Source organism: Spirosoma spitsbergense DSM 19989 (genome assembly GCF_000374085.1).
GTDB lineage: Bacteria > Bacteroidota > Bacteroidia > Cytophagales > Spirosomataceae > Spirosoma > Spirosoma spitsbergense.
In genome coordinates this window covers 1-13,696 of the sequence record NZ_KB893426.1, presented here as the reverse complement: position 1 = coordinate 13,696, position 13,696 = coordinate 1, and the positions used below count along the sequence as shown (strand labels likewise).

General features: G+C 51.3%; 13 protein-coding genes and 2 pseudogenes. 11 read left to right on the top strand and 4 right to left on the bottom strand.

Annotated elements, in window-relative coordinates:
- Nucleotides 1-4: 4 nt before the first annotated feature.
- The gene (locus tag B157_RS0106275) at nucleotides 5-211 is read right to left on the bottom strand and encodes a hypothetical protein (RefSeq protein ID WP_020602294.1); all 207 of its coding nucleotides are present in this window, start codon (nucleotides 209-211) and stop codon (nucleotides 5-7) included.
- A gap of 326 nt (nucleotides 212-537) precedes the next feature.
- Between B157_RS0106275 and B157_RS0106270 the strand changes: the two genes are divergently transcribed.
- Complete coding sequence (locus B157_RS0106270; RefSeq protein ID WP_157618323.1) at nucleotides 538-720, top strand: hypothetical protein; 183 nt, start codon at nucleotides 538-540, stop codon at nucleotides 718-720.
- Nucleotides 721-737: 17 nt separating this feature from the next.
- Here the strand turns inward: B157_RS0106270 and B157_RS0106265 are convergent, their stop codons facing one another.
- Nucleotides 738-1,652: a nucleotidyltransferase family protein gene (locus B157_RS0106265; RefSeq protein WP_026308533.1), complete on the bottom strand. Its 915-nt coding sequence runs from the start codon at nucleotides 1,650-1,652 to the stop codon at nucleotides 738-740.
- Nucleotides 1,653-1,890: 238 nt separating this feature from the next.
- Between B157_RS0106265 and B157_RS0106260 the strand changes: the two genes are divergently transcribed.
- The 6 genes and pseudogenes from B157_RS0106260 (at nucleotide 1,891) to B157_RS0106235 (ending at nucleotide 7,875) form a co-directional block, all read left to right on the top strand.
- Nucleotides 1,891-3,081, top strand: a complete 1,191-nt coding sequence (locus tag B157_RS0106260; RefSeq protein ID WP_020602512.1) for a homogentisate 1,2-dioxygenase — start codon at nucleotides 1,891-1,893, stop codon at nucleotides 3,079-3,081.
- Nucleotides 3,082-3,210: 129 nt separating this feature from the next.
- Nucleotides 3,211-4,347 carry a 4-hydroxyphenylpyruvate dioxygenase gene (gene hppD, locus B157_RS0106255; protein WP_020602511.1) on the top strand — a complete coding sequence of 379 codons (1,137 nt, stop codon included), beginning with the start codon at nucleotides 3,211-3,213 and terminating at the stop codon, nucleotides 4,345-4,347.
- A 54-nt stretch (nucleotides 4,348-4,401) separates the two neighbouring features.
- Nucleotides 4,402-5,178 (top strand): annotated as a pseudogene (gene phhA, locus B157_RS0106250) (phenylalanine 4-monooxygenase); the annotation flags it as partial.
- Nucleotides 5,179-5,269: 91 nt separating this feature from the next.
- On the top strand, nucleotides 5,270-5,707 hold the full coding sequence (locus tag B157_RS0106245) for a MarR family winged helix-turn-helix transcriptional regulator (RefSeq protein WP_026308532.1): 438 nt from the start codon (nucleotides 5,270-5,272) through the stop codon (nucleotides 5,705-5,707).
- A gap of 99 nt (nucleotides 5,708-5,806) precedes the next feature.
- Nucleotides 5,807-6,988, top strand: a pseudogene (fahA, locus tag B157_RS0106240) (fumarylacetoacetase); the annotation flags it as partial.
- A complete protein-coding gene (locus B157_RS0106235; RefSeq protein ID WP_020602507.1) occupies nucleotides 6,985-7,875 on the top strand; it encodes a flavin reductase family protein in 891 nt (296 codons plus the stop codon). The pseudogene fahA and the gene B157_RS0106235, both read left to right, overlap by 4 nt.
- Nucleotides 7,876-7,989: 114 nt before the next feature.
- Here B157_RS0106235 and guaB read toward each other — a convergent pair whose 3' ends face one another.
- A complete protein-coding gene (gene guaB, locus B157_RS0106230; RefSeq protein WP_020602506.1) occupies nucleotides 7,990-9,462 on the bottom strand; it encodes an IMP dehydrogenase in 1,473 nt (490 codons plus the stop codon).
- A 122-nt stretch (nucleotides 9,463-9,584) separates the two neighbouring features.
- Nucleotides 9,585-10,013, bottom strand: a complete 429-nt coding sequence (locus tag B157_RS0106225) for a DUF2141 domain-containing protein (RefSeq protein ID WP_020602505.1) — start codon at nucleotides 10,011-10,013, stop codon at nucleotides 9,585-9,587.
- Between the two features lie 40 nt (nucleotides 10,014-10,053).
- Here B157_RS0106225 and recJ point away from each other — a divergent pair, with 40 nt between their 5' ends.
- The 4 genes from recJ (at nucleotide 10,054) to lptB (ending at nucleotide 13,428) form a co-directional block, all read left to right on the top strand.
- Nucleotides 10,054-11,796 carry a single-stranded-DNA-specific exonuclease RecJ gene (gene recJ / locus B157_RS0106220; RefSeq protein WP_026308531.1) on the top strand — a complete coding sequence of 581 codons (1,743 nt, stop codon included), beginning with the start codon at nucleotides 10,054-10,056 and terminating at the stop codon, nucleotides 11,794-11,796.
- Between the two features lies 1 nt (nucleotide 11,797).
- Nucleotides 11,798-11,950 (top strand): hypothetical protein, encoded by a 153-nt coding sequence (locus B157_RS38070; protein ID WP_020602503.1) that lies wholly within the window; start codon nucleotides 11,798-11,800, stop codon nucleotides 11,948-11,950.
- A 253-nt stretch (nucleotides 11,951-12,203) separates the two neighbouring features.
- Nucleotides 12,204-12,692: a hypothetical protein gene (locus B157_RS37280; protein WP_157618322.1), complete on the top strand. Its 489-nt coding sequence runs from the start codon at nucleotides 12,204-12,206 to the stop codon at nucleotides 12,690-12,692.
- Nucleotides 12,693-12,696: 4 nt separating this feature from the next.
- Nucleotides 12,697-13,428, top strand: coding sequence for an LPS export ABC transporter ATP-binding protein (lptB, locus tag B157_RS0106205; RefSeq protein ID WP_020602501.1), 732 nt, complete (start codon nucleotides 12,697-12,699; stop codon nucleotides 13,426-13,428).
- Nucleotides 13,429-13,696 lie beyond the last annotated feature (268 nt).

Here is a 13,696-nt window from a genome sequence, read left to right as displayed (position 1 = left end):
ATATCTATTTTTCCGAATCGGGTTTGTGTAGTATTTTTTTTCGGGGGTTCACCGGGGTTGGCCCCATTGAGGTCTGCAATATATCTTTACCCAGATCGGTCATGATATGGGCAAATTTCTCTTCGTAGGCCAGGAAATTAGGTTGTTGTTGCAAAGCTTGAAACTCATCATACCGGGCATCAACGAGGGCATGTAATTCTTCTCTGGTCATGGGAACAAGGGCTTTTTGAGGCTATGTCAACAAGATACTGGTATTTTTGAAATGCACCCGTTACTCCTGTTGCTTGGTGCCGTTGCCCTGTTTTTCTTACTTCGCTCCTGACGTACCGATGGGGCTACCGGGACAAAAGCGACCACCGACAGTGTCAACACATCCATGAATATGGATACGGCAGGTAACAAGGGGAGCGATGCAACGGCTAAACGCGTATACTGAAAGAACATCCGGTGGTATCCATCAAACCAGGCGGTTATACCAACAACACAGGTAGTGTTGCATTGAATCAAAAGCCCGCTCAGAATTGGGCCAATAGGGATATGGGTAAACTAGTTACCCTGGGTATCAACAAGTGGCAACTGGAAGCCGAAGGTTACGGTCCCAAACACTACGTAGCCAGTAACAACACCGAAGCCGGGCCCAAACCACTGGATCGCCGTATGAGTGACGAAGAGGCAAACGAGTTTTGGTTTTTAGTTTATGAGTGCATCAGCCAACCATAAACTAAAAACCAAAAACCTTATTCCCACAACTTCGCCGGATACTTGCCCGCATCGTGCAGTTGTTTCAGCGCGGCCTGTACGGTTGGCTTATCGTCCGGGTAGGTTACCCCAAACCATTCTGAACTACTGCGAAACACTTTACACCGTCCCGTTTGGGTCTGGATGAGATTACTCATGACCGTGGGAATGTAGAACTCTGCTTTGGGCGAGTTGATATTTGCCATCGCGTAGCTTTCAAACTGGTGTTCTACCAACGGGAAAACGCTGGGCTTGAATCCCCAGAAGTTCATCGAAACGGGCGTTTCGGGAGCCAGTGGAGTGAACTCCTCGCCCTCTTCGAAAATAATCTGCCGGTTGGCGGGGGCCATTTCCTTTTCGTAAATTTTGGTGCGCTCGATTACCGTTATCAGGTTACCGTTGGCATCCACGTCGCACACCCCCCGCGACACCGACCCATTCTCCGACAGTGTATTTTTGACTTCATACCCAACCATCGCATGCAGTTGGTCGTCGGTGCTGGTTTTCAGAAAATTACTGATTAATTCAAACGCTTCCAGCCCGTAAAAGTCATCGGCATTGATCACGGCGAACGGCGTATCCGTGTGTTTTTGGGCACACAACATAGCATGACCCGTTCCCCAGGGCTTCGTGCGCCGTACCTGGCCCACTATCTCCGGCACGTACGAGTCGAGCGCCTGAATGGCGTAATCTACCTCCAGCTTTCCGGCTAGTTTTCCTTCAAAAACCTCCTCAAAATCAGCCTGAAGCTCTTCCCGAATAATGAAAACAACCTTGCCGAAACCGGCCCGAATAGCATCAAAAAGGGAGTAGTCAATAATGGTTTCACCGTTTGGCCCAAACTGGTCGAGCTGTTTAACACCACCATAGCGACTGCCCATACCGGCCGCCAGAATTAAAAGAGTTGGTTGCATTTCAGTTATCAGTTATCAGTAAACAGTTGTCAGTTATCAAATTCAGCAACGCTTGCCCGGCAAGCGTTGCCCGGCCAAAATTAGGTAAAAGGGTTGGCCTGTCCCATCTAAAATTTAAGAGTGTCTTTTTCGCCTGCCAGAACCCCTAATAATAAAAAAACTTCTAAACAAGATACTATTTTCCGTAGTTAGCGTTATAATTATAAGCCAAACAATAGTTGTCTTAACAAATAATACCATGCCTTTCTATCACGCCCTCGGTCAGATTCCTCCCAAACGGCACACGCAGTTCCCCCGCCCGGCGGACACGGCGGATAAAACCAGTCAGGGATCGGACGGTCCGTTTTATTACGAGCAGTTATTCGGTACCATTGGCTTCGATGGTATGTCGTCACTACTGTACCACGTTCACCGGCCAACGATGGTACGCGAGGTACTGGACAGTGTAGATATGACCCCAACGCTGGCCGTTCAGAAAAACATGATGGCCCGGAAGCTGATTGGGTTTAACGTTCCACCGGCCGATGACTTCATCGAAAGTCGGGTACCGCTGCTGGTCAATAACGACCTTATTTTTGGGCTGGCCGCGCCCCGCCAGTCATTGACGGAGTATTTTTACAAAAACGCGGATTCCGATGAACTACTGTTCGTACACCGGGGGTCGGGTAGGCTACGCACGCTGTTCGGTACTATTCCTTTTCAGTATGGCGATTACCTGATTATTCCGCGTGGGGTGATTTACCAGATTGAGTTCGACACGGCTGATAATAAACTGTTATACGTGGAATCGCATACGCCCATTTACACGCCCAAACGGTATCGCAACCATTTTGGGCAGATGCTTGAACACGCCCCCTTCTGCGAGCGGGACATCATACGGCCAAACGTACTGGAAACGCACGACGAAACCGGCGATTTTCTGATGAAAATCAAAAAGCAGGGGTCATTGCATTCACTGGTTTATGCGTCGCACCCGTTCGATGTCGTGGGCTGGGATGGATACAATTACCCGTATGGTTTTTCGATTTTCAACTTCGAACCCATTACAGGACGCGTTCACCAACCGCCCCCAGTTCATCAAACCTTCCAGACGGATTCGTTTGTGGTTTGCTCCTTCGTACCCCGTCTCTACGACTATCATCCGCAGGCGATTCCGGCACCCTACAACCACTCGAACATCGACTCCGACGAGGTCATCTATTACGTCGATGGCGACTTTATGAGCCGGAACGACATCAAACAGGGACACATAACGCTGCACCCCGGCGGCATTCCGCACGGCCCCGCGCCCGGTGCGATGGAACGCAGTATCGGCAAAAAAGAAACCCAGGAATACGCCGTGATGGTCGACACCTTCCGCCCGCTCATGCTGACGGAACAGGCAATGGCCATTGACGATGGAACCTATTATAAATCATGGATAGACTAGCCATCGGGTACACGTCATTAATGGTCATTTCTTGTCATTAGCTGCGCGTCATTCTTAGTAGAACCACCAATGACGCGCAGCTAATGACAACGATTAGAGCGCAGCGAATAACCAATAACATCAACAATCATGGAAGCAATACAAACAGCAGAAACACAAACCGTACCGGCAGACCGTCAGGATTTCCTGCCGCTGAACGGCACGGATTATATTGAATTATACGTGGGCAACGCCCGCCAGTCGGCGCATTATTTCCAAACGGCGTTTGGCTTCCAGCCCGTTGCCCACGCGGGACTGGCGACGGGCCTGCGTGACCGCGAATCATACGTGGTGCAGCAGGGGAAAATCCGGCTGGTGCTGACCTCACCCCTGCACGGCGACACCGAAATTGGGGACCACCTCGACCTGCACGGCGACGGCGTTCGGGTAGTGGCCCTGTGGGTGGACGATGCCCGACAGGCGTTTGACGAAACCATCAGCCGGGGAGCCAACCCGTACATGCACCCCACCCAGGAACAGGATGACCACGGTTACGTGGTGCGGTCAGGGATTCATACCTACGGCGATACGGTCCATGTGTTTGTGGAACGGGCTGCTTACTCGGGCGTTTTCCTGCCCGGTTATGAACCCTGGACTCCCAGTTACCAACCCGCCGATGCGGGGCTGAAATACGTGGACCACATGGTGGGAAATGTGGGCTGGCACGAGATGAACGAGTGGATGACGTTCTACCACGATGTGATGGGCTTTCAGCAACTCGTATCATTCGATGATAAAGACATTTCAACCGATTATACGGCCCTGATGAGTAAGGTTATGACCAACGGAAACGGGCGCGTGAAGTTCCCCATCAACGAACCCGCCGAAGGTAAAAAGAAGTCGCAGATTGAAGAGTACCTGGATTTTTACGGTGGACCCGGCATTCAGCACATTGCCGTAGCGACGGATAACATCGTGGAAACCGTTCTGGCCCTGCGCGATCGGGGCGTTGAGTTCCTGACCGTACCCGATGCCTACTACGATAATCTGGCCGGGCGCATCGGCCCTATTGACGAAGAAATTTCCACCCTGCGCCCACTCGGTATTCTGGTCGACCGCGATGACGAAGGCTATCTGCTCCAGATTTTCACGAAACCGATTTGCCCGCGCCCCACGCTGTTTTTTGAAATTATCCAGCGCAAAGGCGCCAAGTCTTTCGGGAAAGGAAACTTCAAGGCATTATTTGAAGCCATCGAACGCGAACAGGCCCTACGGGGAACATTGTAATCAATGAGTGAAAGAGCGAAAGAAATAATGAGCGAATAGTAGCGCTCCAACCACTCTTTCGCTCTTTCACTCTCTCACTCATTCATCATGATCCAGGATTATAACCAATACACCGACGAGCAGCAGGCTGTCTGGAAATTATTGTTCGACCGGCAAATGGCCCGCTTGCCGGGGCGAGCCAGTCAGGCCTACCTGGATGGAATCGTTGCTACGGGGTTTCCGAACAGTCATATTCCTGACTTCGAGCGCGACCTCAACCCGCGTTTACTGCCCATAACGGGGTGGCGTGTAGTGGCCGTACCGGGATTGATTGGCAACCGGGAATTCTTCGAACTGATGGCCGACCGGCAGTTTCCGGCCACGACCTGGCTGCGTACCCGCGACCAGCTGGATTACCTGCCCGAACCGGATATGTTTCACGACACGTTTGGCCACGTGCCGGTGCTGACTAACCAGCACTTCTGCGACTTTCTGGCCGCTTTGAGCCGGATTGCCCTGCGCTTTGTAGAGCATGAGGAAGCCATCGACATGATTTCCCGCCTGTATTGGTATACCGTTGAGTTCGGACTGATTCAGGAAGATGCCACCCTCGGACACGAGGGATTGCGTATTTATGGCGGAGGTATCCTGTCGTCGCCCGGAGAAACCGTTTATAGTCTGGAAAGCGATATTCCCAGACGGCTCCCGTATGATGTATCTACGCTTCTGAAAACACCGTACATCATCGACCATTTTCAGCAGCAGTACTTCATTATCGAGTCGTACGAGCAACTGTTTCACTCCGTCCCCGAAATTGAAGCTACACTGGAGGGATTATTGGTTAGTCATTAAAAGGTCATTAGCTTCGCGTCATTTGATTGTCATTTTCTTCAACTGACAACTATGACGCGTAGCTAATGACCTTTTAATGACCTTTTCTATTATGACGCACCCATCCGATTCGCGGGCTTATTTCTTTAAGATAGACACCACCATCAAGAAAATCAGAAATGCGCTTCAGAAGCAGTTCAACGAGGCTGGCTTTGACCTGACCGTCGACCAATGGGTAATCATAGATCATCTTTACCGCAATCCCGGTATTAGTCAGAACACCATTTCGGAGATGACGACTAAAGATGCGCCCACCGTAACCCGCATCATCGACTTGCTCAGCCAGAAGGGACTAACCGAACGGCGCATGGCCGACACCGACCGGCGTAAGTTTCTGGTTTTTCTAACCGAAACCGGCGAAGCCAAATACAGTGAAGTATTGCCCGTTGTATCGGCCATGCGACGCAAAGGCTGGGGTAATCTGAGTGATGACGACTATCAACACTTTGTCCGGATTATGGACTCTATTTATACAAATGTGAGTGAATAGCCGCATTCTGGCAACACAGCGTACCGGCGGCCACGTCCGGGTGAAAAGCATTTCGTTTTCTATACCCGGACGTAGCCGTCCACACAATCAGTTCTCTCCCTTATGTACGGAATTTTCAGTTACGATAATGATAATCCCAGAGTAGGTTTTAAGTATGGTGATCGCATACTTGACCTTGAGAAGGTCCGTTTATCAGGGTATTTTGATTCAATACCTATTGATGAATACGTTTTCCTGAAGCCGGTATTGAACGACTTTATTCGTCTCGGCCAGTCGATTCACCGAACCATAGGGCAGCGTATCAACGCGTTATTAGCGAATGATGCCGTTGCGCTGGCCGATGTGCAGGACCAGGTTTTTGTACCCCAATCGAAAGCCCGAATGCATCTACCGGTCAGCATTGGCGACTATACGGATTTTTACGCGGGCATTCATCACGCCGAGAATGTAGGGCGTATTTTCCGTCCCGACGGCCCTCCCCTCCCACCCAATTACAAACATATGCCCGTTGCTTATCATGGCCGGGCATCGTCCATCGTGGTGTCAGGTACGCCCATCCGTCGACCAACCGGTCAGTTTCTGGCAGCAGACGGTAACGTTCCGGTGGTGGGTCCGTCACAAACACTGGATTTTGAACTGGAACTGGGGCTGATTATTGGCAAACAGTCAGCCTTTGGAGAGGCTGTTCCGGTGGAGGAAGCGGAGGATTATATTTTCGGGATTACCTTATTCAACGACTGGTCGGCGCGGGATATACAGCGGTGGGAATACCAGCCGCTCGGCCCGTTTCTGGGCAAAAACTTCGGATCTACCCTTTCTGCCTGGGTGTTACCCTTCTATACGCTGGAACCCGTTCGCATAGCGGGACCTGTACAGGAGCCAACACCACTCCCCTATCTTCAGATACACAAACCGGGGCATTTCGCCATTGACCTGGAAGTGTGGCTGCAGCCTGAAGGGGGCGAAGAAGTCTGCATTTGCCGGACCAGCGCGCAGCATCTGTACTGGAATTTCGCTCAGATGATTGCCCACCATACCATTGGAGGGTGCAACCTGAACGTTGGCGACGTACTGGCCACCGGCACTATTTCGGGGACCCTGCCCAATTCGTGCGGTTCGCTATTGGAACTGACCTGGAACGGCGAACGCGCCATAGCCCTGAATGATACCCATAGGCAGACATTTTTGGCCGATGGCGATACGGTAACCTTACGGGCGTTTGCACAAATAGACGGAAATAGCCTTGAACTTGGTCCTGCAACCGGCGTTATTTATTCATGAAAACAGTCAACCCTACCGATTTACAACCCGCCGAGTTTTACCGGTACATGATCGGCACGATTGGTCCGCGTCCTATCGCTTTTGCCAGTACGATAGATGCCAGCGGACAGGTCAACCTGAGTCCGTTCAGCTTCTTCAACGTGTTTGGCTACAACCCGCCCACACTGGTTTTTGCCCCGACCATTAATCGACATGGTCATCAGAAACACACGTTGCTCAACGTGAAAGAAGTGGGCGAAGTAGTGATCAATATTGTCAACTACGCGATGGTCGAACAAATGTCGCTGGCCAGTGCCGAATTTGACCGGGGCGTCAATGAGTTTGAGAAAGTGGGGTTTACGGCGGTGCCGTCAACGAAGATTCGTCCGCCCCGTGTCGCCGAATCACCTGCCGCCTACGAGTGTATTGTGAAGCAGGTTATACCTACCGGTACTAATTCGCCGGGATCGAGTCACCTCATTATCTGCGAGGTGGTAATGGCGCATTTCCACGACGCTATTTTCGATGAAACCGGCCTTGTCAATCCCCACCAGATTGATCTTATTGGTCGCATGGGGGCAGATTGGTATTGCCGGGCGCAGGGTAATGCGTTGTTTGAAGTAGCCCGCCCGAAAATCGGGATTGGCATCGACCAGATTCCGGCGCCAATTCGCAACAGTTCTATTTTATCGGGGAATGATCTGGGGAAGTTAGGCAGCGTTGCAAGTCTGCCGGCAGCCGATGATGTAAAAGCGTTTCGGGAATCGGGAGTACTGAATGAGTTGTTCGATGAAGCCCGGAACGGCTGCCAGTATCTGCCCGATTTATTACACCTCCGGGCAAAGCAGCTCCTGGCCGAAAACAAGGTGCAGTATGCCTGGCTAACGCTGATGCAGGAACACTCCTGAAACAGGTAAGTACGCAACTACGCAAACCAGCGAAGAACGATTAACCTACATCGACTCACACGCCTTGAATTAGCCTTCGGGAAGATCCAAACCTCCCGAAGGTTATTGCAGAATTTAACGAACCGAGTAGTTCGGAGCTTCTTTCTGAATGGAAATATCGTGCGGGTGGCTTTCGCGCGAACCAGCGGTGGTAATCTTGACAAACTTAGCCTGTTGCAGGGCCGCAATATCGGCAGCACCACAGTAGCCCATGCCCGCTTTCAGACCGCCAACCATCTGGTAAATAATCTCTGACAGTTTGCCCTTGATAGGAACCCGACCAACGATACCTTCGGGAACAAGCTTTTTGATATCGTCTTCCGCATCCTGAAAATACCGGTCTTTCGAGCCGTCTTCCATCGCTTCTACCGACCCCATACCGCGGTAGGTTTTGAACCGGCGACCTTCGTACAGCACCACTTCGCCGGGTGCTTCTTCGGTACCGGCCAGAAGCGAGCCAATCATCACCGTACTGGCTCCCCCGGCTATGGCTTTGGTAATATCGCCCGAAAAACGAATACCGCCATCGGCCACAATAGGAACGCCCGTTCCCTGAAGGGCTTTGGCCGATTCGTACACGGCCGTTAGCTGCGGCATCCCAATACCGGCAATGATGCGCGTGGTACAGATACTTCCCGGTCCTACGCCAACTTTTACGGCATCGGCTCCGGCATCGGCCAGGGCTTTGGCTCCCTCACCCGTAGCCACATTACCAGCAATGACCTGGAGTTTAGGATACCGCTCTTTTATGCCCCGAACGGCATCCAGCACCCCTTTCGAGTGCCCGTGCGCCGTATCAACACTAATGACATCCACACCCGCTTTCACCAGCGCGTCAATACGCCGGTAAAGGTCGGGGGTAACGCCCACGGCGGCTCCTACGCGTAGCCGACCCAGTTCGTCTTTACAGGCATTGGGATGGCTCTTTTTCTTCAGAATATCTTTGTAGGTAATCAGCCCCACCAGGTGGTAGTCATCATTGACGATGGGCAGTTTTTCGATGCGGTGTTGCTGCAAAATACTCTCTGCTTCCTCCAGTGTCAGTCCCTCACGAGCTGTAATGAGCTTTTCGCGGGTCATCACGTCTGTAACGGGCTTGGTCATATTGTGTTGAAACCGCAGATCACGGTTGGTCACAATCCCAACCAGTTTCCCCTGTTCGTCGACAACCGGAATACCCCCGATTTTGAACTCGCGCATAATCTTATGCGCGTCGCCCAGGGTAGCGGTTTCGAGCAGGGTGATGGGGTCAATAATCATCCCACTTTCTGACCGTTTAACTTTACGGACCTGGTCCGCCTGAGCCTCCACGCTCATGTTTTTGTGAATAATGCCGATACCGCCCTCCTGCGCCATAGCAATGGCCAGTGCCGATTCAGTAACCGTGTCCATTGCCGCTGAGATGATGGGAATGTTCAGGCTGATCGTACGGGTAAGCTGGGTAGTGGTGTGCGTATCGCGGGGAAGAACCTCCGAATAGGAAGGCAGGAGCAGTACGTCGTCGTAGGTAAGTGCTTCGTAAAGAAACTTACTGGTATCTAAGCTCATGAGCAAACAGCAGGTTGTGTTATTTGCCAGTCAAAAGTACGGAAAATTTTCTTACCCGAATCTATCTGATTTTATTGTTTAGCTTTTCAACGCCCGGAACCAGATCAACTCTCTCCGGCCAATCAAAATGACTGCAGGTTGACACGAACCGTTTTTCCTCCTTCCCCCACGCTAAACTGGCAGTCGCTGAACCTGGGCACGGAGAATCTGGGCCGAAAATCATTACTGAATCCGTAAGGCTCTTTGGGAATACCCAGCATATTCTTATCCATTTTCCCGTTGCTGTTCATGTCGTGAAAAAGTGCAAGGGCGTAATTCCCCGGCTCTACCGAAAAGGTAATCTGAAGGCTGGATGCCGAAGCATCTATTTTCTTTCCTTCTACTGGTTTACCCTCCGGAAACTCCCTGCCGGGTTTGAACAGTGCCACGAAAACAGCCCCATTTTGGGAGTTAACATTGTGGATGTCAACCTGTAGCCGGGCTTTTGGGGAAGCAGATACGGGAGTCATTTCGACAAAAAGCAGGCTAATTATTGACAGCAAATAGAACATAAACGAACGGTTTTAGTAAAAACGGATTTATCTTGCAAATATGATAGCCCAGCCACCTCCCCCACTCAAACGATGGATTACCAGACCCTTTCCCGATTCTATGGACCAGCGGGTAGCTATCGAGTCATTAACCCAGTCGTTGGGCATTAGTTCGTTCCTTTCGGCCCTGCTGGTGCAGCGTGGCGTAACTACGTACGAAGAGGCCCGACTGTTTTTCCGGCCGGAAATCAGCCACCTGCATAATCCGTTCGATATGAAGGATATGGACCGGGCCATTACCCGGCTGCAAATGGCCATGCTGCCCGAACGGGAAGAAAAAATTCTGATTTACGGCGATTATGATGTTGACGGAACCACATCGGTAGCGCTGGTTTACGGTTTCCTGAAGAACTATCACCCAAATATAGATTATTACATTCCTGACCGTTACAAAGAAGGCTATGGTATTTCGCAGCAGGGCGTTCAGTGGGCGGCAGAAAACGGCTTCTCGCTGATTATTGCGCTCGACTGCGGCATAAAATCCATCGAGCGCGTGGCCGAAGCGAAAACCCTCGGCGTCGACTTTATTATCTGCGATCACCACCGCCCGGGTGCCGAGCTGCCCGATGCAGCCGCCGTGCTGGACCCAAAACGCGACGATTGTCACTACCCGTATAAAGAGCTAAGCGGCTGTGGCGTTGGCTTTAAGCTGCTCCATGCGTTCTGCCTCTACAAAAATATTGACCTGGAGCAGTTGTACCCCTGCCTCGATCTGGTGGCCGTTAGTATAGCATCGGATATTGTGCCCGTTACGGGTGAGAATCGGGTGATGGCACACTATGGCTTAAAAGTTCTTAATACGGCACCACGCACGGGTCTGAAAGCGTTAATCAAAGTAGCGGGTTTTACGCGGGAGTTGGACATCACCAATGTGGTTTTCGGATTGGGGCCACGCATCAATGCCGCCGGTCGGATTCAGCATGCCAAAGCCGCCGTACAACTGTTGCTGGCCGAATCGGAAGCGGAAGCCGACGAGTTTGCGATCGCTATCAATAAACACAACACCAGCCGCCGTGAGTTTGACAGCAGCATGACGGAGCAGGCGCTGGAGATGATTCGGCAGAACGAAACGCTGACGCAGGCCAAGAGCACGGTTTTGTACGATGCTTCCTGGCATAAAGGGGTTATCGGGATTGTGGCCTCGCGGTGCATCGAGCATTTTCACCGGCCCACAATCATCCTGACGCAGTCGAATGACAAAGCGGCCGGATCGGCGCGGTCGGTACCGGGGTTTGATGTGTACGAAGCCATTGAAGCCTGCGCCGATTTACTGGAGCAGTTTGGTGGTCATACGTTTGCCGCCGGGATGACCATGCCCATCGATAACATCGACGCGTTCCGGCAGAAGTTTGAGGAAGTGGTAGCCCGCACAATTAAAGAAGAGCACCTGACGCCGTTGATTGACATCGACCTGCCGCTGGATTTCAGTGAAATCAGCGATAAGCTGGTCAGGATTGTGAAGCAGATGGGACCTTTTGGCCCGCACAACCTGCAGCCTACGTTCATGACGGAGGATGTTTACCTGGTGAGTGAGCCTATCATTATGAAAGAAAAGCACCTGAAAATAAACGTCCGTCAGGGTAGTTCGGGCCGGAGTTTCTGGGCGATTGGTTTTGGTTTCGGACACCTCGCCGACCAGTTGCAGGCTCATAAACCGTTCTCCATCTGCTACCAGGTCGAGCAAAACTTTTACAACGGGAACGTCTCGCTGCAACTGATGCTCAAGGACATTCGGTGCGTATAACATGAGCCAAGACTATGATAAGATTATCAAGGAAAATATTGAGGAGATTATGCTCCCCCTGGCCCGGAAGGTACTCAACTTACCAGAACCTGCCGGTATCGTTGAAATTCCCGACGATTTACAGTACACGATTGAGCGAAAGCCCGATTTTTAAAACTGATTACGGATACTGACGGCAAAGGCCTGTATATTCTGCAACTGGAATTCCAGACCCGCGAAGAATCCGATATGCTGGCGCGGATGTTGTTCTATGCAGCTCAGTTATATGGCAAGTACAAATTACCCGTAAAGCAGTACGTTTTCTATATTGGTTCCCGTCCCGCACGTATGCGTCGGGAACTGAAGCAGGAAGACCTCTCGTTCCAGTTTCACGTACGAAACGTCGTTGAGGTTGCCTATTATGAGTTTTGCAGACCAGCAAACCGGAAGAAATGGTACTGGCTATTCTGGGAAATCTGGGTACCGATACCCCGGAAAAAGCCGTGAGTCAGATACTGGCCTCTTTGAAAGCAACTGTTACCAACGATTTAGCTCTAGGCCGTTTTCTACGCCAGCTTGAAGTATTGTCCAAACTACGAAATATTCAGAACGAAGTCATTAAACAGATTGAAGCTATGTCTATCGTATATGATCTAGAAACCGATATCCGCTATCTACAGGGTAAGCAGAAAGGAGCCGAAGAAGCCCTCACCTCCGGCTTGATCCGTGGTATGCAGGCAGGAAGACAAGAAGGGTTACAGGAAGGGTTGCAGGCGGGAAGACAAGAAGCAAAGAAAGAGGATGTACGGGGACTACTACGGACGGGCCTGCTTAGTATCGACCAGATTGCCACTGCCCTGAGTGTATCATCCGAATTTGTCCTGAATGTGCAGGCGGGCATGGAAACAATCAACTAATTGAATGATTCTAAGAACTGAAAATCTGATTAAAAAATACGGGTCGCGGCTGGTGAACAATAACGTGTCGTACCAGGTCGAAACGGGCGAAATCGTTGGACTGCTGGGTCCTAATGGTGCCGGCAAAACAACGTCGTTCTACATGGCCGTTGGCCTGGTGAAACCCAATAGCGGCAAGGTTTTTATTGACGATACCGACGTCACCGACCTGCCCATGTACAAACGGGCAAGGCTGGGGCTGGGCTATCTGGCGCAGGAAGCCTCCATTTTTCGGGACCTAACGGTCGAGGAAAATATTCTGGCCGTACTCGAAATGAGCAGCACCCCCAGGCGGGAGCAGAAACCCAAAGTGGAAGAATTACTCGAAGAGTTCAGCCTGACCCACGTGCGGAAGAGCAAGGGAAAAGTCCTCTCCGGGGGCGAACGCCGACGCACCGAAATTGCCCGCGCCCTGGCCGTAGACCCTAAATTCATCCTGCTCGACGAACCCTTTGCGGGCGTCGACCCTATTGCCGTAGAGGATATTCAAAGCATTGTGGCCAAGCTCAAACACCGTAACATCGGCATCCTCATCACCGACCACAACGTAAACGAAACCCTCTCCATTACCGACCGGGCTTACTTACTGTTTGAAGGGAAGATTCTAAAACAGGGGTCGGCCGAAGACCTGGCCAACGACGAGCAGGTTCGCCGACTGTACCTGGGTCAGAATTTTGAATTGAAGCGGAAGGTGTAATTCTGTGTATTTTATGTGTTGGTTAGCGTTGGATTCCGCTATGTAACTGATGTTACGCATGGTTGATCTATCTGTAGCAACCTCTTTCTAAATTTACTCAAAAACACCACAAAAAGCGCTCATGGAGTTTATATCCCCTATTTTTGACCTCTACTCGGACTATTTGCTGGTCAATCAGAACCAGCCAACAGCCACCCGACTATCGGCACTGGTGGATGGGAAACTCTCCCATGATGCCATTACCCGCAGTTTGCACCAGCAAGACTAC